General features: G+C 42.2%; 26 protein-coding genes and 1 pseudogene. 12 read left to right on the forward strand and 15 right to left on the reverse strand.

Annotation, left to right across the window (positions count from 1 at the left end; genetic code table 11):
• Window positions 1–7: 7 nt before the first annotated feature.
• Window positions 8–940 carry a beta-ketoacyl-ACP synthase III gene (locus EDD68_RS08090; RefSeq protein ID WP_132371741.1) on the reverse strand — a complete coding sequence of 311 codons (933 nt, stop codon included), beginning with the start codon at window positions 938–940 and terminating at the stop codon, window positions 8–10.
• Between the two features lie 278 nt (window positions 941–1,218).
• Between EDD68_RS08090 and EDD68_RS08095 the strand changes: the two genes are divergently transcribed.
• Complete coding sequence (locus EDD68_RS08095) at window positions 1,219–1,887, forward strand: hypothetical protein (RefSeq protein ID WP_132371742.1); 669 nt, start codon at window positions 1,219–1,221, stop codon at window positions 1,885–1,887.
• On the opposite strand, the gene EDD68_RS08100 is transcribed toward EDD68_RS08095, so the two are convergent.
• Both EDD68_RS08100 and EDD68_RS08105 read right to left on the reverse strand, forming a co-directional pair.
• On the reverse strand, window positions 1,888–2,844 hold the full coding sequence (locus EDD68_RS08100; protein WP_424399161.1) for a BMP family ABC transporter substrate-binding protein: 957 nt from the start codon (window positions 2,842–2,844) through the stop codon (window positions 1,888–1,890). It abuts the gene before it with no gap.
• A gap of 65 nt (window positions 2,845–2,909) precedes the next feature.
• Window positions 2,910–3,497: a hypothetical protein gene (locus tag EDD68_RS08105; RefSeq protein WP_132371744.1), complete on the reverse strand. Its 588-nt coding sequence runs from the start codon at window positions 3,495–3,497 to the stop codon at window positions 2,910–2,912.
• Window positions 3,498–3,629: 132 nt separating this feature from the next.
• On the opposite strand from EDD68_RS08105, the gene EDD68_RS08110 reads away from it, so the two are divergent.
• A complete protein-coding gene (locus EDD68_RS08110; RefSeq protein ID WP_132371745.1) occupies window positions 3,630–3,809 on the forward strand; it encodes a DUF2929 family protein in 180 nt (59 codons plus the stop codon).
• A 142-nt stretch (window positions 3,810–3,951) separates the two neighbouring features.
• On the opposite strand, the gene EDD68_RS08115 is transcribed toward EDD68_RS08110, so the two are convergent.
• Window positions 3,952–4,131 carry a hypothetical protein gene (locus EDD68_RS08115; RefSeq protein WP_132371746.1) on the reverse strand — a complete coding sequence of 60 codons (180 nt, stop codon included), beginning with the start codon at window positions 4,129–4,131 and terminating at the stop codon, window positions 3,952–3,954.
• Window positions 4,132–4,309: 178 nt separating this feature from the next.
• On the opposite strand from EDD68_RS08115, the gene EDD68_RS08120 reads away from it, so the two are divergent.
• Window positions 4,310–5,125 (forward strand): undecaprenyl-diphosphate phosphatase, encoded by an 816-nt coding sequence (locus tag EDD68_RS08120; RefSeq protein ID WP_132371747.1) that lies wholly within the window; start codon window positions 4,310–4,312, stop codon window positions 5,123–5,125.
• A gap of 65 nt (window positions 5,126–5,190) precedes the next feature.
• On the opposite strand, the gene EDD68_RS08125 is transcribed toward EDD68_RS08120, so the two are convergent.
• Both EDD68_RS08125 and EDD68_RS08130 read right to left on the reverse strand, forming a co-directional pair.
• Complete coding sequence (locus EDD68_RS08125) at window positions 5,191–5,502, reverse strand: metal-sulfur cluster assembly factor (protein WP_132371768.1); 312 nt, start codon at window positions 5,500–5,502, stop codon at window positions 5,191–5,193.
• A gap of 86 nt (window positions 5,503–5,588) precedes the next feature.
• On the reverse strand, window positions 5,589–6,353 hold the full coding sequence (locus tag EDD68_RS08130) for a prolyl oligopeptidase family serine peptidase (protein ID WP_132371748.1): 765 nt from the start codon (window positions 6,351–6,353) through the stop codon (window positions 5,589–5,591).
• Window positions 6,354–6,655: 302 nt separating this feature from the next.
• Between EDD68_RS08130 and EDD68_RS08135 the strand changes: the two genes are divergently transcribed.
• From EDD68_RS08135 to EDD68_RS08150, 5 genes are all read left to right on the forward strand, one after another.
• Window positions 6,656–7,483, forward strand: a complete 828-nt coding sequence (locus tag EDD68_RS08135; protein ID WP_132371749.1) for a Cof-type HAD-IIB family hydrolase — start codon at window positions 6,656–6,658, stop codon at window positions 7,481–7,483.
• A 96-nt stretch (window positions 7,484–7,579) separates the two neighbouring features.
• On the forward strand, window positions 7,580–7,729 hold the full coding sequence (locus EDD68_RS15225) for a hypothetical protein (protein ID WP_165902110.1): 150 nt from the start codon (window positions 7,580–7,582) through the stop codon (window positions 7,727–7,729).
• Window position 7,730: 1 nt separating this feature from the next.
• On the forward strand, window positions 7,731–7,928 hold the full coding sequence (locus EDD68_RS08140) for a DUF3813 domain-containing protein (protein WP_132371750.1): 198 nt from the start codon (window positions 7,731–7,733) through the stop codon (window positions 7,926–7,928).
• A 171-nt stretch (window positions 7,929–8,099) separates the two neighbouring features.
• Window positions 8,100–8,930: a D-amino-acid transaminase gene (gene dat, locus EDD68_RS08145; protein ID WP_132371751.1), complete on the forward strand. Its 831-nt coding sequence runs from the start codon at window positions 8,100–8,102 to the stop codon at window positions 8,928–8,930.
• A gap of 69 nt (window positions 8,931–8,999) precedes the next feature.
• On the forward strand, window positions 9,000–9,263 hold the full coding sequence (locus EDD68_RS08150; protein WP_132371752.1) for a NifU N-terminal domain-containing protein: 264 nt from the start codon (window positions 9,000–9,002) through the stop codon (window positions 9,261–9,263).
• A 204-nt stretch (window positions 9,264–9,467) separates the two neighbouring features.
• Here EDD68_RS08150 and EDD68_RS08155 read toward each other — a convergent pair whose 3' ends face one another.
• The 3 genes from EDD68_RS08155 to EDD68_RS08165 form a co-directional block, all read right to left on the reverse strand.
• Window positions 9,468–10,283 (reverse strand): MerR family transcriptional regulator, encoded by an 816-nt coding sequence (locus EDD68_RS08155; protein ID WP_132371753.1) that lies wholly within the window; start codon window positions 10,281–10,283, stop codon window positions 9,468–9,470.
• 225 nt (window positions 10,284–10,508) lie between these two features.
• Window positions 10,509–11,408, reverse strand: a complete 900-nt coding sequence (locus EDD68_RS08160) for a BsuPI-related putative proteinase inhibitor (protein ID WP_132371754.1) — start codon at window positions 11,406–11,408, stop codon at window positions 10,509–10,511.
• Window positions 11,409–11,471: 63 nt separating this feature from the next.
• The gene (locus tag EDD68_RS08165) at window positions 11,472–12,326 is read right to left on the reverse strand and encodes a YitT family protein (protein ID WP_132371755.1); all 855 of its coding nucleotides are present in this window, start codon (window positions 12,324–12,326) and stop codon (window positions 11,472–11,474) included.
• A gap of 106 nt (window positions 12,327–12,432) precedes the next feature.
• Here EDD68_RS08165 and EDD68_RS08170 point away from each other — a divergent pair, with 106 nt between their 5' ends.
• The 3 genes from EDD68_RS08170 (at window position 12,433) to EDD68_RS08180 (ending at window position 15,448) form a co-directional block, all read left to right on the forward strand.
• Window positions 12,433–13,293 carry a DegV family protein gene (locus EDD68_RS08170; RefSeq protein ID WP_132371756.1) on the forward strand — a complete coding sequence of 287 codons (861 nt, stop codon included), beginning with the start codon at window positions 12,433–12,435 and terminating at the stop codon, window positions 13,291–13,293.
• A gap of 491 nt (window positions 13,294–13,784) precedes the next feature.
• Complete coding sequence (gene yppF / locus EDD68_RS08175; RefSeq protein ID WP_132371757.1) at window positions 13,785–13,970, forward strand: YppF family protein; 186 nt, start codon at window positions 13,785–13,787, stop codon at window positions 13,968–13,970.
• A 260-nt stretch (window positions 13,971–14,230) separates the two neighbouring features.
• Window positions 14,231–15,448, forward strand: coding sequence for a dicarboxylate/amino acid:cation symporter (locus EDD68_RS08180; RefSeq protein WP_132371758.1), 1,218 nt, complete (start codon window positions 14,231–14,233; stop codon window positions 15,446–15,448).
• A gap of 205 nt (window positions 15,449–15,653) precedes the next feature.
• On the opposite strand, the gene EDD68_RS08185 is transcribed toward EDD68_RS08180, so the two are convergent.
• The 6 genes and pseudogenes from EDD68_RS08185 to EDD68_RS08210 form a co-directional block, all read right to left on the reverse strand.
• Window positions 15,654–16,685 carry a LacI family DNA-binding transcriptional regulator gene (locus tag EDD68_RS08185; RefSeq protein ID WP_132371759.1) on the reverse strand — a complete coding sequence of 344 codons (1,032 nt, stop codon included), beginning with the start codon at window positions 16,683–16,685 and terminating at the stop codon, window positions 15,654–15,656.
• A gap of 14 nt (window positions 16,686–16,699) precedes the next feature.
• On the reverse strand, window positions 16,700–19,066 hold the full coding sequence (locus tag EDD68_RS08190; RefSeq protein WP_132371760.1) for a glycoside hydrolase family 31 protein: 2,367 nt from the start codon (window positions 19,064–19,066) through the stop codon (window positions 16,700–16,702).
• 19 nt (window positions 19,067–19,085) lie between these two features.
• Window positions 19,086–20,617 (reverse strand): annotated as a pseudogene (locus EDD68_RS08195) (alpha-amylase family glycosyl hydrolase).
• 28 nt (window positions 20,618–20,645) lie between these two features.
• Window positions 20,646–21,488 (reverse strand): sugar ABC transporter permease, encoded by an 843-nt coding sequence (locus EDD68_RS08200; protein ID WP_132371761.1) that lies wholly within the window; start codon window positions 21,486–21,488, stop codon window positions 20,646–20,648.
• On the reverse strand, window positions 21,488–22,729 hold the full coding sequence (locus EDD68_RS08205) for a carbohydrate ABC transporter permease (RefSeq protein WP_132371769.1): 1,242 nt from the start codon (window positions 22,727–22,729) through the stop codon (window positions 21,488–21,490). The genes EDD68_RS08200 and EDD68_RS08205 overlap by 1 nt, the downstream gene beginning before the upstream one ends.
• A gap of 289 nt (window positions 22,730–23,018) precedes the next feature.
• A complete protein-coding gene (locus tag EDD68_RS08210; RefSeq protein ID WP_132371762.1) occupies window positions 23,019–24,314 on the reverse strand; it encodes a sugar ABC transporter substrate-binding protein in 1,296 nt (431 codons plus the stop codon).
• A 205-nt stretch (window positions 24,315–24,519) separates the two neighbouring features.
• Between EDD68_RS08210 and EDD68_RS08215 the strand changes: the two genes are divergently transcribed.
• The gene (locus EDD68_RS08215; protein WP_132371763.1) at window positions 24,520–26,271 is read left to right on the forward strand and encodes a glycoside hydrolase family 13 protein; all 1,752 of its coding nucleotides are present in this window, start codon (window positions 24,520–24,522) and stop codon (window positions 26,269–26,271) included.
• Window positions 26,272–26,675 lie beyond the last annotated feature (404 nt).

The raw sequence follows: 26,675 nt of genomic DNA on the forward strand, positions 1-26,675 counted from the left end.
TCCTTCCTTATTTTCCCCATCTAAGCGCTACGGCACCCCAGGTTAGGCCGCCGCCAAAACCGACGAGAACTACTAGATCCCCATCCTTAATTTTACCGTTTTTGGCATCCTCCGATAGAGCAATTGGAATGGATGCAGCTGAAGTATTTCCGTATTTATGAACAGACTTGGACATTTTCTCACGGTCAATGCCTAATCGTTCCCTGGCTACCTCCATAATCCGGATGTTAGCCTGGTGGGGGATTAAGTAGTCCACATCCTCTTTCTTTAAACCAATCTTTTCTACTACATTGACTGCAGATTCTCCCATTTGACGGACAGCAAACTTAAACACTTCACGTCCATTCATGACCACATATTCGTCCTGATACAAATGTTTGCCTCCGCTTCCATCTGCACCTAACTCAAATGATAATATGCCTTTACCATCTTGTACAGGCCCAACGATCGCTGCACCTGCACCATCCCCAAATAAAACACAGGTATTCCGGTCTTTCCAGTCCACAATTTTAGATAGTTTCTCGACCCCGACGACTAAAATATATTTGTAGTCGCTTGATTCAATAAATTGTTTAGCAGTTACCAGGCCGTACATGAAACCGGAGCATGCTGCACTAACATCCATGGCAGCAGCCTTTTTGGCCCCGAGCCGGTCCTGAAGCATACAGGATACAGAGGGAAATGGTTGATCCGGTGTCACCGTAGCCACGAGAATCATATCCAGATCTTCGGCACCGATATCAGCATTCTCAAGTGCTTTTTTTGCAGCCAGGTACGCCATATCCGAGGTATCCATATCATCATCGGCAATTCGTCTTTCCTCTATTCCTGTGCGGGTGCGAATCCATTCATCACTTGTATCGACCATTTTTTCCAGTTCTTTATTGGTCAGCACCTTTTCCGGCACGTAATGACCCGTGCCAATAATCCCTGCATTCATATATTTCATCCCCTTACTGGTTGTATTTATATCAATTATTATGACCTGGTATCAATTTTAATGTATTCGAATGGAACTTTCAACACTGGATTGTATTGTGTATCCCACATCACCGGATTAAAATTCCTGAAAAAATCCAGTTTTTTCTTTGCTTCACAAATCAAGTTATGGGCGATTGAGATGATCTTCGAAAGTGAGGTCGAGTGAGGAGGTCTCTATTTTGAGGCATCTGTTATTCTTATGGGTGATCTGTTCCCTTCCCCGGGCGATCGTCTCCCATGTTTGGGCGATCGGCTCTCTACTTTGGGCCGTCACACTCTCTCCTTGGGCCATCAGCTCTCCACTTTGGGCGGTCTGCACTCTTCCTTGGGCCGTCCACTCTCCAGCTTAGGCCATCCGCAACCCAGTTTGGGTCATCAGAACCCTTCCTTGGGTCGTCAGCTCTTCACTTTGGGCGGTCTGCACTCTTCCTTGGGCCATCCACACCCCTGTTTGGGCCATCCGCAACCCAGTTTGGGTCATCAGAACCCTTCCTTGGGTCGTCAGCTCTTCACTTTGGGCGGTCTGCACTCTTCCTTGGGCCATCCGCAACCCAGTTTGGGTCATCAGAACCCTTCCTTGAGTCGTCAGCTCTTCACTTTGGGCGGTTAGCACTCTTCCTTGGGCCGTCCATACCCCTGTTTGGGCCATCCGCAACCCAGTTTGGGTCATCAGAACCCTTCCTTGGGCCATCAGCTCTCCACTTTGGGCGGTCTGCACTCTTCCTTGGGCCGTCCACTCTCCAGCTTGAGCCATCACACTACAGCCCCGCGATCTGCCAATATTCCACCGCCCGAACTAAAGTAGTTGCCAAGGAAAATACAGGGAAGCACAAAAAAACTCGCCGTTGTCCGGCGAGATTCTGCATAATATCGATCATTGACCAACTGAAAAAAATTGGTCAATAATTATTCATTAGGCAAACGTCCAGTTTCAATATAATCATTTACTGCATCTTCAATTTTTCTCTTTGTCATTTCAGGAATCTCCTCACTGTATGTTCCCATGCTGATCACTCCATCCTGAAAACCAAAACTTAGTATCCCAGCAGGAAGATTCCCATCCTGATACATTTGAGCTGCCAGCAGGTACAGGCGGTCTACATGCTGTACAGTACTCGTTAATACGGCCTCCGGTGCCAATTCATACTGATCCGTAACAAATCCAATCGCATATAAACCATCTTCTTTTATTTTTTCTATAACCGGCACACTATACCCATCGCCTGCAGGGTAAAACACATCCACCTGCTGTTCCTTCATAATGTCATAAAGCTCGAGTGCTCGATTTTCATCATTCCAGTCATAAACATACTGAAAATGAACCTGAATGTCAGGGTCTACATATTTTGCTCCCTCATAGAAACCTCCTACCTCTGGCTGCCATTCGTGGGCCGCAATCACACCAACATGCCCTGTTTCAGACATTTCAGCAGCCGTCATCCCGGCAAAAAAACCCATGGGATGGGAATCAAAGTTTAAACTTGTCATATTACTTCCATACTGATTTCCATTGAAGTATACAAAATGGGTATCCGGATACGCTTTATGAATATCCAAAAAATATCTTCCATAAATACTTCCGTGTCCAAAAATGAGTCCTACATGTTTCTCCGCAAAGCTCTGTACTTGTTGATTTACATCAAGCTGTGAGCGGACATTTTCTTCAAAAAATACATCCTTATTTAATTGATCTTTTATAAGGAGTAAACCCATATATCCTTTTTGCCCCCAGGTCATATCATTGATCGTGCTTTCAACGAGCATGCCGACATTTTGTTTATTGTCTTCCATTTGCAGTCCGGAACAGCCTGCCGCAATGAAGAAAATAAATAAAAAAGCGGTGAGTTGTTTCAACTTGAGCACTCCCATTCTGGCCGATGTCCTTTGTAGCTTACTTTTATTGTACTTGCTGTCTTGATAAACGTAAATTATAATTCATAATAGCTCGGAAAACTCTGAATATGTTTCTCTACCTTTTTTACTGCCTCTTCTCTATCTATAGTAACATGTATGATCTTTCGGTATTCATCATTGTGCCTGGTGGTGATCCATTTTTGTCCCTCTTTCCGCCAGCGCTGAAAATACACCCAATTTATAAAATCGTCCACATAAATAATGTTGTTTTTCTTTGATTTTTTTACAAAGTCTTTTTGATCCATCCAGGGACCGATGACATTAGGAGCCTGGATCACGATTCCTCCATCATCTGGTTCTGGTTGGCTGGCAAAGTCCTCATCCGTAATGCGGACACTTTCTGTCTTCCCTTTTTTACCGGGCATGCATCCGGACGCTGGCGGGAACCTATATATCAGAAATTCCTGGTCTGGATGGCAACGTATTGCATCGAAGCGGTCAAAAAAGATGAATTCACTGTTTCGTCCAAAAAAATCATATAAAAATTCCTTCTTCGGATCATCGAGGGGATCTATCCCTATGATTGAATACCCCTTATCAAGATATGTGCCTGTCAAATGAAACCCCAGCCAGTGGAAACAATTTTCGATTACTACTTTCATTTAAATCCTCCCTGATCAACACATTGTTTTTCAGTAAGACAGTCGTTTTTAAAGGGGGAAATTTTGCTTTATTTTTTATGTATCCTCTGGTAAACTATTTGAAGAGAATGGACCATAAATGAGGTGACATATATGAGGCTATTTTGGACAATTATTTGGAGCTTCCTGCTTAGCAGCATGGTAGTATACGTCGTAAGCAGCATGACTGGCGCTCATTTTGACTTAACCCTTGCCATTGTCTTATCCATAACCTTTACGGTTGCATCTGTAGTACTTGGAGAGGGTTTATTAAAACAAGAAGACGTTTCCTGATTCAGTTATTACTCATTCCATTTTGATAAATAATGGTAGATGGGCACGCCTATCGTTATGCTCCTTGTGCGTGCCCATTTTGATATGACCATGCATACGAAGTACCTGTGGGACGGACAGTCCCTTTTTTTATGAACAATTATCAGAAATAAGAAAAACGTAAAGCTTCCAGTAACTTTAGCGGCAACATGAGACGGGCAAAACCACTTCCAAAATATGAACTGACGGGATAGCCCCATCCGAAGAATCGTTCGTGACTGTCCTGAGGCATCTGGGGATGGACACCAATCGACACTTCCAGAAAAACATAATCCGGTTCCACACCTACGATAGTGCCATCTTTTTGTTCTCCATGAATAGTTTCAATAAATACATATTGATGAATATGCCTTTGACATAAAGTACATGCGTCCTGTAGTGACTGAATGTTGTCTCTACCACTTTATTCAATAGGTCAACATCACGTGCGGTTCAAAACACTGTTTACATGGAGGTTTATGATGAGTGAATTATGGACTCTGATCAAATATTTATTTTTCGGGATATTTCAGGGATTTACAGAACCTATCCCTATTTCTTCCAGCGGTCACCTTATGATTGTCCGCCACTTCATGGAAATGGATGATGTAGGAATCTCTTTTGAAGGATTTGTAAACTTTGGATCATTAATCGCTGTATTGATTATTTACCGAAAAGATCTGTATCGGCTCTCCGTGAATAGTCTTCAATATGTTATACAGAGAGGCGAAGAAAATAGAGGGGATTTTCGTTTTGTTTTATTGTTAGTGGTTGCCACTGTACCGGCCGGGATGATTGGGGTACTATTTAAAGATGTTATTGAAGGGATTTTTAGTGAGGATATACGCATGATTGGTACAACCTTGATTGTGACCGGTTTTGCTCTCTGGATTATTCGTAATTTACGGGGGAAAAAACAGGATGGAGATTTGACTTTAAAAGATGCGTTGATTGTTGGATTCGCCCAGGCAGTTGCACTGATGCCCGGAATCAGCAGATCCGGAGCTACCATCGTCGCAGCCATGCTATTAGGAATGAAGCAGGATACCGCTTTACGTTTCTCCTTTCTGCTGTATATTCCGGTGAGTATGGGAACCATGATTTTTTCCGTTACAGATTTAATGGAAGATCCCCACTTTGAGTCGCTTGTGATTCCATATATTTTCGCATTTATTGGATCGATCGTTGCGTCATACTTTGCCCTTCTATGGTTTATGGATATTATGAGAAAAGGAAACTTAAAATATTTTGCATTGTACTGTTTAGTTGTCGGAATACTTGTACTTCTGTTTTTGTAATCTAAAACATTCCATATTTGATAAAAAAAAAATCAGCCCTAGATAAAGCGGGCTGATTTTTTTCATCAATCCGGGATGCCCAGTGCAATTTTCGCATAGCGGGACATACGGTCCTTGGTCCAAGGGGGATTCCATACAATATTCACTTTTACATCCTTTACTTCCGGTATATCCGATATTACCCGTTTAACATCCTGCTCAATCGTTGCAGCCAATGGGCAGCCCATAGCCGTTAAGGTCATTGTCACCGTGCATGTCCCTTCATCATCAAGATCCACACCATACACTAAACCTAGATTGACTATATCAATCCCAAGTTCCGGGTCAATTACGTTTTCAAGTGCACCCATTAGGTTTTCTTCAAGGGCTTTATCCATCAATCATAATCCTCCTTTTTTCGGATTCTACTTTTATTATAAACAATTTTGGCATCATTTTTAACCCTCTCAATTTTTTTCCGGGATTACAGATGCATTTCAAACCAGTTTACGGTTTCCATCACGGCAAACCGGCTCACTTTATGCCCCTGTCCTACCTCCCGTAAAAATCTGATTTTTTCTGGATCTTTATATTCGCGGATGACTTCATTGTAAAAAGAATAAGAGTGGTCAAAAGGAACCACTGGATCCTGATCTCCATGCCAGAAAAAAAGGGGCCGTTCATTGAGTACTTCCTTGTGACGGGAAAGATCAATGCTGTCCAGCTGACTGATTTCCTCCTTGATTTCTTCTTTTGTAAGGGGAAGTTCCGTGCCGCTTTTCTCTACCTGGTCAATTAAGAAGTAAGCCATTTCAGTCAATTTCGGGGATCCCATCAATACGGCAGATGCTCTGATCCATGAAAACTGAGTCAAAGCAGCACTTGTGGTTATGCCGCCCATGCTTGTCCCGGCAAGACCAAAACGTCCTTCTTTAATCCAATTCCTTTGTTCCAGTTCCTTTTTGATCACTGGCAAATCCAACAAATTTTGTTTGACGATTTTCCAAAAGTTCAGCTGTAGTTCATCGCTGGAGATTCCCTGGTTCCGTTCGCCGTGAAACAGACAATCAGGCAGCAGCACCCGGTATCCTTTCCCGGCCATTAAATACGCAAAGGGAAGATTAAATTCTTTAGAACTGGTGAATCCGTGAATATACGTGATCACAGGAAGCGGCTGATTCTTTCGTTTTTCTTCTGTCACCGCGAGAACAGGTATATCTTCAATGGTTATCCGCTCAACGACTATCATGATTTACCCTACCTTTTTAATTTTCTTGTTTAACTTGTACCTGTTTTTCAAATCATAATCCATATTGAACAAAAGACAATAGATAGCATTATATTATCAAATTCTGGTACAAATACCAAGATTTTAACTCATGATCCTCCGTTCGTTGTGCTGGATTCAAATGGAAAGTTATACTTCATGTATGAATCATTCAAGGATATCATAATTTTCTTCAACCAATTTTTTATTCACGGAATCCCATCTACCCCTTTACAAGTTCCGCCTTCCCCGCTAAACTATTAAGAAATAATGAGGTGAAATCGATGGAAAGACATTTAATTGCACTCGACTTAGACGGAACTCTACTGACGGATGAAAAAATCATATCAGACCGTACAAAAAACACAATTGTTAAAGCCATAAACCAGGGACATATTGTCGTTATTGCAACCGGGCGACCCCATCGTGCCAGCATTGAATATTATGAGGAGCTTGGGCTAAATACGCCAATGGTTAATATGAATGGTGCACTTATTCATCACCCAAAGGATCAACGATGGGACGTCATCCATTCGCCGATGCCGATTCGAACTGCAAAAGAAATTGTCCACACCTGCTATGATTTCGGGGTCCATAATATTATGGCTGAAATTAAAGATGATGTTTATCTAGATAAATTTGATCAGGAAGTATTGGAACTGTTTCATGCTGATGTTGAAAATCATCCGATAACCATTGGAAGCCTGCGAAATCATTTAAAGGAAGATCCCACTTCTTTGTTAATTTATCCTTATGAAGAAAACGTAGATGCACTAAGAAATACATTGCATCACCGTCATGCGTCAGTCATTGAGCATCGTAAATGGGGAGCACCATGGAATGTAATTGAAATTGTACGCGCCGGTTTAAACAAAGCAGTCGGCCTGAAAAAAATTGCTCATTATTATCATATCCCAAAAGAGCGTATCATTGCATTTGGTGATGAGGATAATGACCTTGAAATGATTGATTATGCAGGTGTTGGCGTGGCTATGGAAAATGGGATTGAGGAGTTAAAAACCATCGCCAATCACGTGACAAAATCCAACCAGGAGGATGGGATTTCCATTTTTCTGGAGGAATACTTAAAAATTCCTTTTTCTGTAGGCTAAACAAGAAAATTTCATACGTATGAATCCCTTCAACCTGCACACAATAAACCTGAACGCTAAATAGGCGTTCAGGTTTTATGTTGGGGGGATCTTGCCTTGAGCAAGCGAAGTAAATCAAAGCGCTTTGTATCAGAAAGCACGAAAGCTGTTCGGAAACATGCTGAACGGTTCCCTTATCGAGAGCGGTTTACCGATGTGGAACGGAAAAGGGAAGAAGCCGATCAGCACACGTTAGGAGGATTTTAGGATGGCCAATCGTATGATTGAGCAGGCCCGTGAAGCTGTTAATCGATTAACAAACATGGGACAGGCCTCAAATGAAGAGCGTGAACGGCAAATCGCAGTTGCTCGGAATGTGATCCAGTCTGCATATCAACAATCTACTCCTGAAGAACAGGAACAATTAGAGCAACTGGAACGGCAGATCGAAAACCATTTAAAGTAATAACAAGAACAGGGGTGCTCTCATGAGTACCCCTGTTTTTTTATGGTGCCTGTCACTTGTCAGGTTTTGTCGATAGGGTTGTGCTTTTTTATGCTTTCCCCTTTACATGATTGCTAAACAGGGATAATATGATGAAAAAGAATTTCCCTGTAGTGGAGAGGAGACACTGAAATGTATGTATGGGTGAACCAAGAACTTGTTGAACGGGATCGAGCGAATGTGGATCTTGAAGATCGGGGCTATCAGTTCGGAGATGGAGTATACGAAGTCATCCGGATGTACCACGGCAATTTTTTTATGTTACAGGAGCATCTCGACCGTCTTCAATATAGCCTGAATGAAGTCGGTATTCCATTCAATGTAAAGGAGCATCAGGTTGAGAACAAACTGAAAGAAATTATGAAGAAGAATTATATCCGTGATGGAGCTGTTTACCTGCAAATTACCCGGGGGGCTGCCCCTCGCAATCATGGATTCCCGGAACATCCTGAACCTGTGTTTACTGCTTATCCTCTGCCAGTTACACGACCACATCAAGAACAACTAAACGGAATCCGAATGACCCTTGTTGAAGATCTGCGCTGGCTCCGCTGTGACATTAAAAGTCTAAATCTGCTCTGGAACGTCATCGCAAAACAAAAAGCAAAGGAACGCGGATGTTTTGAAACCCTGTTTTATCGAAACGAGAACCATGTGACGGAAGGATCATCTTCTAATTTTTTTGGGGTAAAGAATGGGGTTCTCATTACCCATCCGGCCAATTCGTTCATTTTAAATGGTATTACCCGGCAGGCTGTTCTCAATATTTGCAAGGAAAAACAAATTCCATGCGAAGAAAAAGTCATGTCTTTAAACGATTTAAAAGAGCTGGATGAAGCTTTTATTACGTCAACAACTGCAGAAGTGCTGCCTGTTAAGGCCATTGATGATATACGTATTGGCGACGGAAGTGTAGGACCAATTACCCGCCGGATCCAGAAACTTTTTTTCGAACGAACATAATTCATCAACCAGGCCTTTTATCTCTTTCAGTTTTCATGCTAATATATAAGAGATGAGGGAGGGATTAATATGGGTGTGATTGCAGAATCAACACCAAATCCAAATGCGATGAAATTTACAGCAGACCGGGCCATATTCGAAGGAGATGCCAGTGTCTCTGTTATGCCAGGTCAAACGAGTGAACATGCCATTTTGAACGATCTTATGGAACTTGAAGGTGTTGACAATGTATTTGGATATCAAAATTTTATTACAGTCAACAAAAGCATGAATGCAGGATGGGATGAGCTGATCCCAAAGGTAGAAGAAGTGTTCAAAAAACATGGGTATTGAGACGCTACATACACAAAAAAGCTTAAAACACCCCGCTAAATTGCTGAAGACTGCCTGAGGATACCCGAGGAGACTGCCACCGCAGAGGGACAGCTCAAGGGAGCGGGCACTGCAGCTGCACCCCAATTCAAAGTAATCCACATCCACTGAGCGTTCATCAATGATAAACGACCTGCCCCTTCATACTCCGGGCAGGTCGTTTTTTTATTTGATGGGAACCTGTATTTCGGTCATCCATTCTTCTCGATTTTCTTTATTCCAGATGCCATCAATGTAGGATTCCCTCGGCATCCCGTCCATTTTATACCCGTTTTCTTCAATCCATTTCATGACTGCTGCATAAGCATTCCCAATCGTTGAGTAGGGGCCCTTATGAATGACGCATGCTGCCTTCTCCACCGCATGTATCTTTTTAAATAACATATCATTGGTATCCGTTCCAAAATCGGTTACAGCTTCGCAAACTTCTACGTCAATATCCGACTCCTTGTACTCTCCGTCATGATCGATCGTAAAGCAATATTCAGGCGTTGCGCATGTGACATTCTGCTTCCTCATCTGTTTTCCCATTTTCGGATAGAGTTTAAAAAATTCATCATAATTCGCAATTTTTTGCCGCACGGAAGCAACGATGACTTCTGGAAGCTCTTTTATAATGACAGAATACTTCATCATTTCACCCTCCTGTTTTAATTGTTTTATCAATAAACCAATTTCAATCAGCCTCTTTTGCTCAGACATAATCAATTCTTCTGTTTCTTTTTGTTTTTGTTCCAAAAAAGAAATCATCTGTTCTGTTGTATCATAATCATGGATAACATAATGGATTTCCTTTAAAGATAACCCGATTTTTTTCAAGGCAAGGATTTGATGGAGAACGGGTATCTGGTCGGAAGAATAATAGCGATAACCCGTTTCATCATCGACATAACGGGGCTTAAAAAGCCCGATTTGATCATAATGTCTGAGCGTCTTTACGGATACCCTGTTCATTTGAGAAAAGATTCCGATTCTGTACATGCTATAAATCCTCCGGGAATGATGTGGAATGACAATTCTATTGTAGAGTCTCCTGCAACAGGAGGGTCAACACAATGGACTGTACATTTTTCAAAAAAACAACACTCGCGGATAATTGCCGTATACCTGATATGTTTATCCGTTCTGATTTCATACGATAGATATGACCATAAATGTTGAGAATAGAAAAAATGCCATCCCGCTGAATTGGACGGCATTTTATGATTACTGAATAATCTGCTCAAGGGTTACATGATGTTGGCTTCCAGGTTTCCCTTCTTTTTTATTTTCTTCATATAATACCAGTGTTAAAGTGCCGTTAACAGGAAGCTGTTCTTCAGGGATTTCAATATCTAGTTCAAACTCAGACCAGCTGGAGTCAGCATCTTCTGCAACCTGCACCGGGGTATCTTCCACGAGCAAGTTATGCCCATCTTCTACATGATACATAAATCCACCTTCAGATACTCTTGCTTCCCCTGTTACCTTGTACTTGCCGGCGGTTCCTTCAACTTTCACATTGTGGAAAGCTGACCTTTCCTTTTCTTCTGGTATTTCAAATGAGAATTGTTTAACAAATGGCTGTCCCTCAATGACCTGTTTATTGATTTGGGATGCAAGTATTGTGACTTCGGCATTGTAAGTTCCTGGCTGAATGTCATTACCGTATTCCCACACTTCTTTCCAGGTCAGGGACTGTCCTGGTTCAACTGGTTTGTACACAAAAGCTTCGGTAAACGCCCTTCCTTCCGAGTATCGATAAACTTCTTCTCCTGTCTCAGCATTTGTGACAACAATTTCGAATTGCTGGCCGGAAGAAAATCCTAATTCAACCGTATCATCTCCAGTGTTTATCAGTTCCATAGTAAAGATAGTCTGTTCGATATCCGGCTGAACAGCAGTACGATAATTTAATTGATCAATCATCGCCAACAATTCTTCTTCTGTCAATTCTTCGGGCTGATCGATCACCTGACCACCCCCATGATCATTCGGATTCGTTTGATGCCCGGTCTGGTCATCAAGGTTTCCCTGATTTCCTCCATCACCATTGGACAGATCGTCTGTCCCGCAGGCCGCTAACAAAAAAAGAAGTGCCATCATTGTCAGGAGCAATTGTTTCATGTTTGGCTACACACCCTTTTCAACATCATTTGTCACTTAATAGACGTTTCGTATATTGAGAAGTTACATCTTCGCATCATCTCTCCGGAAGAATCCAAATATACCTGTTGTCTGAACAATATTTGTAAAGGCATGTGGATCAATGTCTTTAATAATTTTCTCCAAATCATACAGTTCATACCTGGTAATGACAATAAATAGCATACTTTTTTCCTTTTTCGTGAATCCTCCCCTGGCCGGAACAGCTGTTACACCTCTGAGCATCCTTTTGTGAACCATTTCTGTGATTTCTTCTGCTCTGGATGTGACCACCATGGCAGTCAGTTTTTCATGGCGGGTGTGAATGGCGTCAATCACCCTGGTTGAAACATACAGGGTAACCATGGTATACAGAGATTTTTCCGGATCGTGCATAAGACCCGCCATAACAATAATGATCCCATTAAAAATTAAAAAGTATTTTCCTACAGGTTTGTCCTTCATCCGGGACAAAATCATAGCAATGATATCCATCCCGCCTGTTGAAGCCCCCCATTTAAGCGTTATCCCTACACCGATTCCCCCAATCACTCCTCCAAACACGGCATTAAGAATGATATCGCTGGATTGGGCGTCAACAGGTAGTATTTCTAAAAAGAATGTCATCATGAGTACGGATAGTAAACTGTAAATCGTAAAACCTTTTCCGACTTTTTGCCATCCGAGGATCACCACTGGAATATTTAGAAGCAAAAGCAAAATACCGGTTGAGACATCAATGCCGATAAAATCTCGAAAATAGCTGGACAAGAGCTGAGCCAGCCCGGTAAATCCGCTTGCATAGACATTGGCTTCAATTAAAAAGAAATTCAGTGAGATCGCATTAAATAAAGAACCGAGTATGACGATCATAAATCGTTTCATTTCAAATAAAAACATAACGTCCTCCTGACACTATTTTTTTCCATGAACATTGACGGACAGCTGTAATTAGCTATAAACTAATAACAACAAATCATTAGAACTATTATAGTGGGGGTTAAAAATGAACGTCAATATCATTGTTGATTCCGCCAGTGATCTACCAAAAAACTTTTATGAAGAATTTCAGGCAGATATGGTGCCGCTTCTGGTCCATTTAAATGGGCAGGATTATGAAGATTCAAGAACGATTGAGCCAAAAAAAGTATATGAAGAAATGAAAAAGGGAGCTGCCCCAAAAACCGCCCAGGCCACACCGGAATCGTTCAAGCAAGTTTTCAGGAAATATGCTGAAAAAGGTGAGCCGTGTATTTATCTGGCCTTTTCTTCAGAGTTATCCGGTACATACCAGAGTGCAAAAATCGCTGAAGAACAGGTTAAGGAAGACTACCCAGATGCACAGATCGATGTACTGGATACAAAATGTGCCTCCCTTGGATATGGTCTTGTCGCTCTCAGATCGGCTAAACTGGCAAAAGAAGGCGCGTCCCGGGAAGACATTCTCGAAATGGCCAAATACCATGCTTCCCATATGGAACATATTTTTACCGTAGATGACCTGGAATATTTATATCGGGGCGGACGGGTGACCCGCACCCAGGCATTTATGGGAAGTTTACTAAAAATCAAACCTCTTTTACATGTGGAAGACGGAAAACTCGTCCCTCTAGAAAAAATCAGGGGATCGAAAAAAGTTTACAAACGCATGGTGGACATACTCGGGGAGCGGGGGACTGACATAGACAATCAGGTTATTGCCATCAGCCACGGAGATGATCTTGAAAACGCCGAAAAACTCGCGGCTATGATTCGGGAACAATATAATCCCAGGGAAATCATCATTCATACCATCGGAGCGGCCATTGGTGCCCACGCCGGCCCGGGTACAATCGCACTCTTCTTTTTGAATAATACGTATAAATAATCCACGGTAGTGCACCGTGTTTATGCTGGCAGGCCATGGGCCATCCATCCTGGAAAGTTTTCGCTGAATTCCTTAACTCCAGCCACACGAAATACAGACACAGCTAATAGGGCATGAGCTATGTTTGTATGTTCAACTTTAAGCAGTCCTTTAACTGCAGCTGAATGTCAACTTATTATGTCCGGTTAAAAAACCAGTCATGTTTATGACAGCATGGCTGGTTTTTTCGTTATCTCAGAACCATGATCCAATTGTTTAGGATAAGACTATTCAAAGCTCCACGTTGACAACCGGCATTTCTGTCGAGCAAGATTAACCGAAGCTCAGTCCTGATTGACTAAAGGAAAAAATCAAGTAAGTCATTTATTCATCAGAAATGTTTTTGAAACGTTTAATCGTGCAATATTCAAAAAGATGGAACATAAATTTTTTTCAAAAAAGACAACTTTTGCTGGCAAGCTTCATACGATTGTACACAAAGGAGGATTTCGATGAACATCAACGAGCTTATTCAGGATTATATGAACGAACGAAACCAGTATCCCGAGTCCGTGAATCATTTATTGGATTATTGCCAGCAAAAATATATCAATGGGGAGCTTCCCATTCATGATTATCGGATACTTTTTAAAAAACTCCTTGATCGAGGGGCAGTGTCTGCCTATCAGAATGCCTAATCCGATCTGCCCCTTGATCAGCCCTCCTTTATTTTATTGTCTTCTCAACATTTCGTCACGCCTTGGATGATTTTCTACTATTTCAGCACTGTCCCCCTTCATCTTTTGAACGATTTTTAGTAAAATATGGATGTATTTTTTTGAAAATTCCGTAATATATCATTTTTTCTAGAGGAGGTGATTACACACCAGGAGAAATCGTCTAAAACATTCATCGCACTTTTCCATACCAAAACCTTTTAAGAAAAGGAGGGCAACACATGAAAAATATTTTGACTCAAATTTTACTTGCCTTTATTCTGGCAATCTTTGCTGGATCCCTTTTAGGTGAACATGCCAGCTATGTACAGCCGCTCGGGGACTTATTTTTGCGTTTAATTAAATTCATTGTAGTTCCGCTTGTACTCGCTTCACTCGTTGTTGGAGTTGCTAGTACCGGAAATGTAAAAAAACTTGGGCGTATGGGCGGCAAGACCGTTCTATATTATCTTGCTACCACAGCGATTGCCATTGTCATTGGTCTGGCAGCAGGCAATCTTTTTTCCCCTGGATCAGGTTTAAACATCTCAGAAGAGTCTGCTGAATCCGTTGAAGCCCAGGAACCGCCGGAAATAGTAGATACAATCCTAAATATTGTTCCTACTAACCCTATTAGCTCCCTTGCTGAAGGGAATATCCTCCAAATCATATTTTTTGCTATTTTTATTGGCTTAGGGATAACCATGTTAGGAGAAAAAGCAGCAACAGTACGCCGTTTTTTTGAACAGTTTGCCGAAATTATGTATAAGATTACGGGAATAGTAATGCGATACGCCCCAATCGGGGTTTTTGGCCTGGTGGCTCCCATTATTGGAGAATACGGTCTGTCCGTTTTAATGCCATTGATTAAAGTCTTGGCTGCCCTCGTTGCTGGAGTGGCTGTTCATGCTGCAGTCACCTATTCTCTTGCCGTCAAATTTTTAGCAAACATGAGCCCGTTGAAATTTTTTAAGGGAATTGCACCCGCATCTATTGTCGCCTTTAGTACCCAGAGCAGCTCCGGAACTCTCCCGGTAACGATTAAAAGTGCAGAAGAACATTTAGGCGTCAAAAAAGAAGTCAGCAGTTTCGTCCTTCCCCTTGGAGCAACCATTAACATGGATGGAACGGCCCTCTATCAGGGAGTTTGTGCTTTGTTTGTAGCCCAGTTTTTCGGCATAGATTTAAGCTTTTCTGAACAATTAACCATTGTGCTTACAGCAACCCTGGCCTCCATTGGTACTGCTGGAGTACCTGGAGCTGGACTGATCATGCTGACGATGGTGCTCACTTCTGTCAATCTTCCGCTGGAAGGTATCGCCCTGATTGCCGGTATCGACCGTGTTCTTGACATGTTCAGAACATCGTTGAATGTCACCGGTGACGGATCGGCTGCCGTAATTGTTTCCGCCTCAGAAAGCAAACATCATGTTTCCCGGGATACATCGATAAATGTATAACGATAGATAAGAAGGTAACCCTCCTCTCCTGTTCAGGGATAAAAAGAACAACTCATAACCCTTTCAGCACCGAATACTCGAGTAGGTTCCTGCCGACACTGGAAATGGCAGGGGTCTCAGAGGATGGCGTTGCACCAGGACCAATACAAAATGATCCATATCCGCTGATTTTTATCATTTCCAAACAATCCAAGAGCTCCTGCCTTTATTCAAGAGCAGGAGCTTCTTTCGTGGATTGCCTGTATATGATTTCATGGGGAACAATGATTCGTTTAGCTGGTTCATCTTTATTGGTCACTTTTTCAATTAAACATTTGGCTGCCTGGGCTCCTAATTCATAAATCCTGATATCGACTGTTGTTAATGGAGGTTTTGATATTTCCGAAAGATAAACATTATTGAAGCTTACAATGGAAACGTCATCGGGAACACGTAAACCATACTCTTCCAGCATGGTAATTACCCCCAGACTCATTAAATCGTCTGCTATGACAATTCCCGTAGGAGGTTCACCCAGTTTAAATAGCTGATCTACTGCTTTTTGTCCTCCGGAACGTAAAAACTCTGTGTGAACCCGATATTGATCCAGTCGTAGAATTTCCGCTTCCTGCAAAGCCTGCTGATAACCCTGGAGGCGGTCACGGGTTACCATCAATTCAGTTCCTCCTCCGATAAAAGCAATTTTTCGATGTCCCAGATCGATGAGGTGGTTCGTTATTTCCTTTGCAGCCCGGATGTTATCATTATCCACATGGGTGATTTCCGTTTCGTGTTCGTCAGGTTTGCCAATAATGACAAACGGGAAGTTTTCTTTCAGTAAAAAGTGCACGACCTGATCATTCACTCTGGAATATAGAAGTATCAATCCATCCACCCGTCCGCCCTGAACGAGCCTCTCAATACCTTCAAAAATTTCCTCTTTTGATTCACCGGTGGAAATGTTTAAAGAATAATTCAAACGATGGGCAATGGAGCTGATTCCCCTCATGACTTCAGGGAAAAAAGGATTCTGCAGTGCTTTGTCTGCAGAATGGGGCATAACAAGCCCAATCGCCCTGGCAGATCGGATGGCCAGACTCCGGGCGTTGACATTTGGATGATACCCGAGCTCTTTCATAGCTTTACGCACTTTTTTTTTCGTATCTTCACTGATTCTCGGGCTGTTAGCCAGAACCCTTGACACAGTTGATGGAGCCACATTTGCTCTTTTTGCTACATCTTTTATGGTAACTCCCATTTTCTTCACCTACTCTATGATCGTTCAACTGGAACAGAGATCACCGCCTGATTCTGTTGTCGGGCAATCGACTTGCCATTGACCTCTATTTTTTGACCTTCGTCCAAATGGTGAATGACAACCTGGATCGTTTTATATAATGGATGATACTCATTTTGTACGGTTTTCAATTCCAGTTCTACTTTTTCTTTTGTACAGTTCATGCTGACATGGATTTCAAGAAATTTTCCCTTTTCATAATCAAACGTTTCCCCATCATCATCGTAAAACGTATACTGATAATTTCCCTGATGATGAGCATAAACATGAAACGTCATCTGCTTATCTTTTTCCATAGTAGATTGTTTCATCGATCCATGCGCTATTATTGTACCACGTTTGATAAAAACCGGTAGCTGATCCAGTTCAGCATGAATGAGATGAACTTTATTTCCCTCGTACATATCGCCGCTGAAATAATCGGCCCATTCACCTTCAGGCAAATATACAGCCCTGTCAGTGACTCCCGGGGACATTATCGGCGCTACAATCACATTGTCTCCTATCATAAATTGATCATGGAGACGGTATGTTTTCGGATCATCCGGATACTCCATCAATAGCGGCCGCATGACAGGAACTCCGGTTTGATGGGCCTGGCGAAACAGGTTGTAGAGCTGCGGCAGCCACTGATAGCGTAGTTCAATATACTTTTTCATAATCGCTTCATACTCTTCCCCAAATGCCCATGGTTCCTGACGTCTTGTGCCTATGGCTGAATGGTTGCGGAAATACGGCGTAAAAGCACCTGCCTGCATCCAGCGGGTCAGCAGTTCACCGTTTGAATCATGGGCAAAGCCTCCGACATCGGTTCCTGCAAAAGCCACCCCAGAAAGCCCCAGATTCATGACCATTGGCAGGGACATCTGCAGATGTTCCCAGAAACTTCGATTATCGCCCGTCCAGACCGCTGCATACCGCTGAATCCCTGCAAAACCGGCTCTTGTCAGCAAAAATGGCCGCTTTCCCTGTAAACCTTCTTTCATTCCTTCATAGGTTGCTTTTCCCATCATGAATCCGTAAATATTATGGAGAGCCCGATGGGTAGCCGGTTTTCCGTCATTTCGATGCATGACGCTCGTATCCATGGTCTTCGTTTCATTAAAAACTGCGGGTTCATTCATATCATTCCAGATTCCTTCAACCCCAAGTTCCCGGTAAAAAGCATGCTTTTCTCCCCACCATTTTCTTACCTTTTCATCGGTAAAATCAGGGAACGCACTTTCCCCCGGCCAGACATCACCGGTATAAAGATTCCCCTCAAGATATTTGCAGAAATGATCGCCCTGAATCCCTTCCTGGTAAATCGGATATTCCGGATCTTTTTTGACACCCGGGTCTACGATAGGAACGACTCGTATACCGGCCTTTTTCAAGTCAGCGATCAACCTTTCTGGATCTGGAAAACGTTCATGATCAAAGGTAAAAACCCGGTAGCCATTCATGTAATGAATATCAAAATAAATCACATCCAGAGGAATTTTTTTCTCAAGAAAAGCGCCAGCAACTTCCCTTACTTCCTGTTCGGTCTCATAGCTGTAGCGTGACTGGTGATAGCCAAGTGCCCACTTTGGCGGCACTGGCATGCGCCCGGTCAAGTACGTATATTGTTCCACAACATCTTTCGGTGATGGACCGGCAAACATGTAATAATCCAGCTGTCCTCCTTCAGCCATAAAGGAAAAATAATCAGGTTCCGATTTTAAGTCAAACACTGTTTTGTAAGTATTATCAAAAAACAAACCGTGTGCCCGGCCATTGCGGAGCGTCATAAAATAAGGGATCGACTGATACAGCGGATCGGTTTCCGGGTTATGAGGAGCATAAACGTCTGTATTCCACATCTCATATTTTTCTCCTCGTTTATCTAAAAAGCCAGTTTTCTCACCGAATCCATAATAATGGTCATCCTCATGCATAACTTTATAACCAATCACTTCGCCGGTTTTTTTAAATCCCATGCCCCGGCTTGTTTCCATCAGTAGCGGAGTTCCCTGTTGATCTAAAATTTGAATGCGGAATGGCTTCCTGCTAATCCTGAGCTGAAGCTTTTCGCTATTCAGGGTTAAATCATTTTCTCTGACTTCACTAACTTCTGTCAGCTGCTGTTTTCCCACCACAGCACGGGAATCATCCAGTTCAGGGATTTGATTGGGATTCATCACAATCCGGACAATATCTGGGCGGTAAAACAAAATATATACGTAACCCCCGGTACATTGAAATCGATATCCCCGCTCAGTTTTCTTGAATTCAAGCAGTTCTCCAATATCCTGATATGATGTATTTCCGATCTTTTCACTGTTTTGTGGATGAATGGCAAAACTCGTATCGTTTAACATGCTGTCCCCTCCCATGCAGTTACACTTTATTCTTTTGTTTTCGACCAGCCATAAACACAAACCAGATAAAACCACTAAAAACCGCTACAATAAGAATGGGCAATGACCAGTTTAATCCCTCATCTTCTTCCACGAGGTAAATTTCCGCGGTTTCCGGTTGAATGGCCAGCTTATACTCCCCTTCATCGGTTTGCTTAATCAGATCTTCATGCAATAGCCCGCGCAATTGCAATCCATCTTCTAATCCCGGAATGGATCCTATGTGTTCCTCGGTATCATTATTAATCGCAATCAACATTGTCTGATCCTGATAGGTTCGTTGAAAAATGCTAAAGGCCCCTTCTTGATACACCTGTTCAAAATCCCCCCGCCTTAAAGCAGGATTTCTTTGTCTGAGTTCACCGAGACGTTTGATATAATCCCTGAGCTCCTCATCCTGAGCCGCAAAATTGACCATCCTTCGATTATCAGGGTCTTCCCCCCCATCCATTGGGATTTCCGTTCCCTGATAAATCACAGGAATTCCCGGAGCTGTATATAAATAAGTCAGGGCAAGTTTCAAACGTGTTCTTGGATGCTGTTGGTTTTCTATAGCCGTTCTGATAAATCGTTGATTGTCATGATTGTCAATAAAATTTCCTAACCATTCCGGACGTTCCAGAACAGACTTATTTCGTTCCCAGATGGCAAAGAGCGGATCTAAAGACTGACCGGGTTGCTTAAATGTGTCAACCACTGTCTCATACATCGGATAATTGACGAAGGAGTCAATTCCTGTTTTTTCGTATTCCGCTATATATTGAGGATTATTGGTCCAGACTTCTCCCAACATATAAAAATCAGGATCTAAGCCCTTTACATGGTCGACAAACGTTTCCCAGAAAGATTTCGGAACATGTTTGACTGTATCGAGACGAAATCCGTCAACTCCCAGTTCTGAAATCCAGAACTCGGCTGTATCGAATAAATATTGCTCAACTTCAGGATTTTCCTGGGCCAGATCCGGAAGACCGGCCAGCCAGCCATTTTCTAAATTTTCCTGGTTGTCACTCAGGATGGGTGTCTGTTCATGGAACCAGTCCGCTTTTTCCGGATCATTGAGCCACCGGTGGTCATAGCCAGTATGATTGACAACAAAGTCAAGAATCACTTTCATATCCCGATCATGGGCTTCCTGTACCAGACGTTTGGCGTCTTCTAATGTTCCAAAATGTTCCTCAACGTTTTGAAAATCCGTAATCCAGTAGCCATGATAACCTTTTCCTGATTATCCATAATCGGCGTGATCCATATGGCTGTAAAACCAAGTTCTTTCAAGTAATCCAATCGCTTGATGATTCCTTCCAGATCTCCGCCGTGATAGGCAAATGGATCGTCAGGGTCGACTTCATAATCATTGCTGAAGTTTCCATTATTGAATCGGTCAATCAGAATCATATAAATCGTTTCATCCTGCCATGTTCTGTCTTCATGTTCTTCAGCAGAAATGGACTCTGGAAGAAACGAAAAAAAAGAAAGAAAGAACAAAAATGCCGCGACGAATACCACCATTTTTTTCACCAGTGCTCCTCCTTGCTGATTATCCTTTTGTACCTCCAGCAGTTAGACCTGTGATTAAATAACGCTGTGAGAGCAGATAAACGACTGCAATAGGTACCGCTATTAGTATGGAGCCTGCAGCAAATCTTGTAAAGTTATTCGCGAATTGCTGGTTAATAAAATTAAACAATCCAACCGCCAGGGTGAAATTTTCTGGACTGCGAAGGACGATTCGCGGTAGCAGAAAATCCATAAAAGGAGCCATGAAATTGAACAGTGCGACAACTCCTAAAATCGGCCTCGCAAGGGGGAGCATGATTCGGATAAAGACGCCGAAATGACCTGCCCCGTCAATTCTTGCTGCATCATCCAGTTCCCGGGGGATCGTATCAAAATACCCCTTGACAAGCCAGGCATTAAATGGAATCTGTCCGCCAATGTAAACAAGAATCAAGCCGGTTAAAGTATCAAGCAGCCCGATCAGGTTTAATAAAATATAAATCGCAACCATGGCCATGATAGCAGGGAACATCTGAAGTAGCAAAAAGGCATAAAGCCCGTATTTTCTCCCGATAAACCGGTAACGGGAAAACGCATAGGCAATCAGCGAAGTCAATATAACGGAAAAAAATGCATTAACCGTTGCCACCATTAAACTATTTTTATACCAGAGTAAATACTCACTGTCCGGATCTGTAAAAAGCCATTTATAATGCTCGAGTGACCAGTTTTCCGGAAACAGAGAAGCAGAATATAAACTTTTTCCCGGATTTAATGACATCCCCACCGTCCATAACAGCGGATAAAAAATGACAACAAACATCACAAATATGACAAAGTAAATAGCAGAAACTTCCAGGCGCGATTTCATTTTCCTGCTCATTACATATTCCCCTCCTCTTTAAAGGAACGGGTTTTTCTGAATTGATAAAAGGCAAAGCCCGTTACAATCAGCCCGAGAATTATCGTTATAGCCGCTGCCATGTTGTATTGATTAATTTCAAAGGTTAAATCATAAACCCAGGAGATTAAAATATCTGTACCCCCGGCACGTTTCCCTGGAATTGGGGGGCCCCCTTCATTAAAGAGATAAATAATATTAAAGTTATTAAAATTTCCAGCATACTGCATGATCAATAGCGGGGCTGTTGCATACATTACATGAGGGAATGTAATGTAGCGAAATTTTTGCCAGCGGCTTCCCCCGTCCACTTCTGCAGCCTCATACCAGTCCCTTGAAATGCTCTGAAGCACACCGGTAAATAAAGCAAACACAAACGGAAAACCTAACCAGGTCTGAATCATGATCAGGGCGATTTTTGCCCAGAAAGGATCTTGCATCCAGGGGATCTCTAAACCAAACAGTACTAGAAGATCCCGATTGATAGTTCCGAACTCTCCGTTGAACATGGCAGAAAATATCAATATGGTGACAAATGCCGGAACAGCCCATGGGAGTATGAGGACTGTCCGAATCCATTTTTTAAACTTCACGCGTGGATCATTGACGATAAGAGCCAGAAATAAACCGAGAGCAATTTGCAGTGTTGTTGCCACAAGGGTCCATACAATTGTCCAGGTAAATACGTCGAAAAAAGTTTCGCTCCACGTATTTAGGGTGACTAACTTTTTAAAGTTGTCCCATCCAACCCAGTTCAGCAGATTACCGGGTGGTGAGTTATATTGATTATAATCGGTAAATGCAAGTGAAAGCGTAAATAAAATAGGGAGAATGACGATAAACGTCAGCATAAAAAGTCCCGGTGTGATGAATAAATATGGGAATCCACGATCCCAGACATTTCGAATGGTCTCTTTCATTTTTGGATTGGACTCACCCTGTCTCAGTCTTTCGGCGTTTCTTTTCGCATCAAGGATATTCAATATATACAAGCCGAGTGCAAATGCAATCAATAAGAGCGATATAAGACCATAAATCATCAGGAAAATGGAATGGTCTTCAAGGGGTGTCACTCCCAGCGTGCGCAGGCCCCATAAACCATAATTAATAAACCTCCCCAAAGTGAAGATAAAAGACACCTCAAGGACAATAAACAATATTCCTTTGATATATCTCCGGTTATATAGCTGCCCAAATCCAGCAAATATAAGTGACAAAGTCATTGCGAGTGCCGGACTATGTTTGCTGTACTTAACTGGTGCCCCCTGCGTAGCCAACCAGAATCCCCTCCCTTTCCCCCGACGGGGTGTTTGTCATCTATCGATTTTTGTCGTATTTAATCGATATGGTTTGAGAAGGAATCAGGGCAGTGTTTATCCCGGTAAAATTTATCTCAGGAAAGATGGGGATTAGATCAGCCCTGATTCAATCCATCCGTTAAATCATCGATCAATGGGTCAATCGGACTGGAATCAGGTATTTGTTCGGAGTCAGGTGTGTATCCAGTCAATCCTACTGTTTTGCAGCTTGAATGTTCTCTTTAATCAGGTTTACCGCTTCCTGGAGAGTAGGCTCAACAGGCTCCCCATTAGCAATAAAGGAAAGGGCGTTGTTAATAGGCTCCCATACTTGCTGGATTTCTGGAGCTGATGGCATCGGATCACCATACTGCACTTGTTCCGCAAATGCTTTGATTAATTCGTCATTTTGTACTGTATTGCTGTTTAAAGCTGCCTGATTTGCCGGCATCTCCCCGGCTACTTCAAAATACTGCAGTGAGTTTTCCTCATTTGTCACAAATTTCATTAGGTCGACTGCCCATGTTTTATGTTCGGAATAAGGAGATAGAATCCATGACTTAACCCCGACAAATGATTCTGCCACTTCTCCCTCAATTTTAGGCAGAACAGACGTGCCAAGGTTATCTCCCAGCTTTTCTTTATAATCCGGAAGTGCCCACGGGCCGGTTAACACAACGGCTGCTTTTTCATCTAAAAACAGGCCATTCATAATATCTGGATTAATTTCTACTGGAATATATCCATTCTTGAACCATGACTGGATCAATTCTCCGCCTTTTACTGCGCCTTCATTGGCAAGGCCGATATCTTCTATATCATAAGTACTGCCTTCTTTATGAAACACATACCCTCCATAAGTTTTGAAAAATGGATAAGCAAAATAGAAGTTCGCAGCTTCCATCAAAAAGCCGTACTCATCTTTTTCAGGATTCGTATATTCCTCTGCAATTGCCATTAAATCGTCAATGGTTTCAGGAGCACGGTCAACGAGCTTTTTGTTGTAAATGACACCATAGGTTTCAACAACGGATGGCACTCCCCATATTTTTCCATCGTACGTGACTGCGTTTATGGCGGTTTCTACATACTGTTCCCTGACATCACTCAAATCCACAGGTTCAGCTAGACTCCGGAGCACTAGATCCCCTATTCGGTCATGTGGCTGGAAATAAACGTCCGGCCCTCTGCCTGCAGGCCCGTCGAGCGATATGGCCTCTACCTGATCCAGCATACTCATGGGAACAGTTTCAATTTGTATGCCTGTTTTTTCCTCATATTTCGCAAAAATATCTTCAAGGGCTTTCTTCTGAGATTCCTCATCATTTATCCATACAACTAATTTTTCGGGTTTGTCGCCTTCTGCGCTTGATTCTTGCTCGCCCTCAGATGCAGTTGGATTCTGTTCATCTGCACCACTGTCTTTAACCGTATCTCTGGATGGACCGCATGCGGCTAACAGTCCAAGCAGGAAGAGAAACAAAAACAAAAAGGAAATGCTTTTCTTCATAATAATCCCTCCTATCATTTTGCGCAACCGTTTGCACAAAGAGGCAAAAAATAAAATCATGAAAACGGTTGCATGTTTTGTGTTTTATTATACACCTTTTTTTCAAAATCTCAATATTTATTTAAAAATTCTAAAAATAAATTGACAGAAATAACAGATTTCCATACTCTTAATATATATCTATCTTACCCCGGGAGGAAAAGCCATGTTTCGTGAATCCATTTACCATCGCCCAAAAGATAATTATGCATACGCTTGCACAAATGACCGTCTTCACATTCGAATCCGGACAAAGAAAAATGACATTGTACAGGTGAAACTGGTTTATGGTGATCCCTATGAATGGATACATGAGAACTGGGTACAACATGAAAAGGACATGTTCAAAAGAGGGAGTGATGATCTGTTTGACTACTGGCAGGTCGAAATCTCTCCGCCATATCGGCGAATCAGGTATGGTTTTCTGCTCGATGACGGAACGGACCGTTTATTTTTTGGTGAAAAAGGATTCTTTGACAAGATAATTGATGACCCTGCTTCTTATTTTTGTTTTCCTTTTTTAAATCCTGCAGATGTATTTCGGGCTCCCGAATGGGTGAAAAATACGGTCTGGTACCAGATTTTCCCGGAACGATTTGCTAATGGTAACCGTGATAACGACCCAGAAAATACCCTGCCCTGGGGAAGTCAGGAACCGTCTCCTGATAACTTTTTTGGCGGTGATCTGGAAGGGGTTATTCAAAAGCTTAATTATCTCCAGGAGCTGGGGGTGAACGGTATTTATTTCACACCTATTTTTAAAGCTTTTTCCAACCATAAATACGACACCATTGATTATATGGAAATAGATCCTCAGTTCGGTGACAAAGATACACTTCACCGCCTCATTGAAGCCTGTCATGAACGGGGTATTCGCGTGATGCTGGATGCGGTTTTTAATCACAGCGGCTATTATTTTCAGCCCTTTCAGGACGTGCTAAAAAATGGTGAACAGTCCCGTTATAAAGACTGGTTCCATATTCGGGAATTCCCGCTCCGGTTACAACCAAAACCGAACTATGACACCTTCGCTTTCGTTCACACGATGCCGAAGCTAAACACCGAAAATCCCGAAGTAAAAGAATACCTGCTGGAAGTGGGGCGCTACTGGGTGCGGGAGTTTGATATCGACGGCTGGCGGCTTGATGTGGCCAATGAAGTGGACCATGCCTTCTGGCGAGAATTCCGAAAAGCAGTCAAATCCATTAAACCTGAACTCTATATTCTTGGGGAAATCTGGCATGACTCCATGCCATGGCTTCGAGGAGACCAGTTTGATGCAGTGATGAATTATCCTTTTACTACGAACATCTTAAACCTTTATGCCAGGGGAAACCTCACGCCAAAACAGTTCGTCGAACAGATGAACACGATTTTATTTATGTATCCCGATCAGATCAATCAAGTGCTGTTTAATTTGGTCGGAAGTCATGATACCCCCCGGATTTTATCGGAATGTAATGGTGACGTAAGAAAAGTGAAGCAGATTTTTACCTTTTTACTGACGTTTATTGGAACTCCGTGCATTTATTACGGGGATGAAATTGGAATGACCGGAAGGGAAGACCCCGGGTGCAGGAAATGTATGGAATGGAATCGAGATCAACAAAACAGAGATCTATTTCACCATATTCAACACTTAATTGCTTTGAGAAACAATTATCCGTTACTCGGCAATGAAGGTGAGTTAACATTCATCCAGCCCGCCCATGATGATGAAAACTGGATTGCATTTGTAAAAAAACGTGAAGGCGATCAGGCACTGGTTGTATTAAATCCCAGTGACCATGTAACGGACTTTCAGCTTCCGGATGAGTTTTGTACTTCCCCATTAACAAACCTGATTACCGGAAAACAAATGAGACATCATAACACAAAAATAAGACTAAATCCCTTTGAATCGTTTATTTTAAAATAAAGCATTCTGTTCATGCTTCTTTTTTTGGACAAAAAGTTTTCCCGGTAAATTTAATGGGGAAAAAAATAAGATGATTTGTGAACAAACACTGACGTTTTCATTTAAACATGGACAGTAATGAACGCTGGAAATACGGAAATCTCTCTGTCAGGTTTGAACTGACTAAAGAAAATATAAATTTCCCCCTTGACAATGATAATAATTATCATTATCATTTAAGTTAGGAAATGCATCCAAGAACTCTATTGTTCCTTACATAGAGTCTCACCCTGACTTATCCCCCTCATTAAAAAAAGCGCCCAGCCCTGGTGAAGTGACCCCTGTCAAGTAGACAGGAATAAAAAAGCACACTTATGCAGCCTGAGTCCTATATTCATAAGGACTCAGGTTATTTAATTTCTTTT

Source organism: Melghiribacillus thermohalophilus, assembly GCF_004342905.1.
Lineage (GTDB): Bacteria > Bacillota > Bacilli > Bacillales > Alkalibacillaceae > Melghiribacillus > Melghiribacillus thermohalophilus.

Coding starts and splice junctions, on each gene's coding strand:
- EDD68_RS08090 (WP_132371741.1), bottom strand. CDS start 940: ATGAATGCAGGGATTATTGGCACGGGTCATTACGTGCCGGAAAAGGTG.
- EDD68_RS08095 (WP_132371742.1), top strand. CDS start 1,219: ATGTTTGGGCGATCGGCTCTCTACTTTGGGCCGTCACACTCTCTCCTT.
- EDD68_RS08105 (WP_132371744.1), bottom strand. CDS start 3,497: ATGAAAGTAGTAATCGAAAATTGTTTCCACTGGCTGGGGTTTCATTTG.
- EDD68_RS08110 (WP_132371745.1), top strand. CDS start 3,630: ATGAGGCTATTTTGGACAATTATTTGGAGCTTCCTGCTTAGCAGCATG.
- EDD68_RS08120 (WP_132371747.1), top strand. CDS start 4,310: ATGAGTGAATTATGGACTCTGATCAAATATTTATTTTTCGGGATATTT.
- EDD68_RS08125 (WP_132371768.1), bottom strand. CDS start 5,502: ATGGATAAAGCCCTTGAAGAAAACCTAATGGGTGCACTTGAAAACGTA.
- EDD68_RS08130 (WP_132371748.1), bottom strand. CDS start 6,353: ATGATAGTCGTTGAGCGGATAACCATTGAAGATATACCTGTTCTCGCG.
- EDD68_RS08135 (WP_132371749.1), top strand. CDS start 6,656: ATGGAAAGACATTTAATTGCACTCGACTTAGACGGAACTCTACTGACG.
- EDD68_RS08140 (WP_132371750.1), top strand. CDS start 7,731: ATGGCCAATCGTATGATTGAGCAGGCCCGTGAAGCTGTTAATCGATTA.
- dat (WP_132371751.1), top strand. CDS start 8,100: ATGTATGTATGGGTGAACCAAGAACTTGTTGAACGGGATCGAGCGAAT.
- EDD68_RS08150 (WP_132371752.1), top strand. CDS start 9,000: ATGGGTGTGATTGCAGAATCAACACCAAATCCAAATGCGATGAAATTT.
- EDD68_RS08155 (WP_132371753.1), bottom strand. CDS start 10,283: ATGTACAGAATCGGAATCTTTTCTCAAATGAACAGGGTATCCGTAAAG.
- EDD68_RS08160 (WP_132371754.1), bottom strand. CDS start 11,408: ATGAAACAATTGCTCCTGACAATGATGGCACTTCTTTTTTTGTTAGCG.
- EDD68_RS08165 (WP_132371755.1), bottom strand. CDS start 12,326: ATGTTTTTATTTGAAATGAAACGATTTATGATCGTCATACTCGGTTCT.
- EDD68_RS08170 (WP_132371756.1), top strand. CDS start 12,433: ATGAACGTCAATATCATTGTTGATTCCGCCAGTGATCTACCAAAAAAC.
- yppF (WP_132371757.1), top strand. CDS start 13,785: ATGAACATCAACGAGCTTATTCAGGATTATATGAACGAACGAAACCAG.
- EDD68_RS08180 (WP_132371758.1), top strand. CDS start 14,231: ATGAAAAATATTTTGACTCAAATTTTACTTGCCTTTATTCTGGCAATC.
- EDD68_RS08185 (WP_132371759.1), bottom strand. CDS start 16,685: ATGGGAGTTACCATAAAAGATGTAGCAAAAAGAGCAAATGTGGCTCCA.
- EDD68_RS08190 (WP_132371760.1), bottom strand. CDS start 19,066: ATGTTAAACGATACGAGTTTTGCCATTCATCCACAAAACAGTGAAAAG.
- EDD68_RS08200 (WP_132371761.1), bottom strand. CDS start 21,488: ATGAGCAGGAAAATGAAATCGCGCCTGGAAGTTTCTGCTATTTACTTT.
- EDD68_RS08205 (WP_132371769.1), bottom strand. CDS start 22,729: ATGACTTTGTCACTTATATTTGCTGGATTTGGGCAGCTATATAACCGG.
- EDD68_RS08210 (WP_132371762.1), bottom strand. CDS start 24,314: ATGAAGAAAAGCATTTCCTTTTTGTTTTTGTTTCTCTTCCTGCTTGGA.
- EDD68_RS08215 (WP_132371763.1), top strand. CDS start 24,520: ATGTTTCGTGAATCCATTTACCATCGCCCAAAAGATAATTATGCATAC.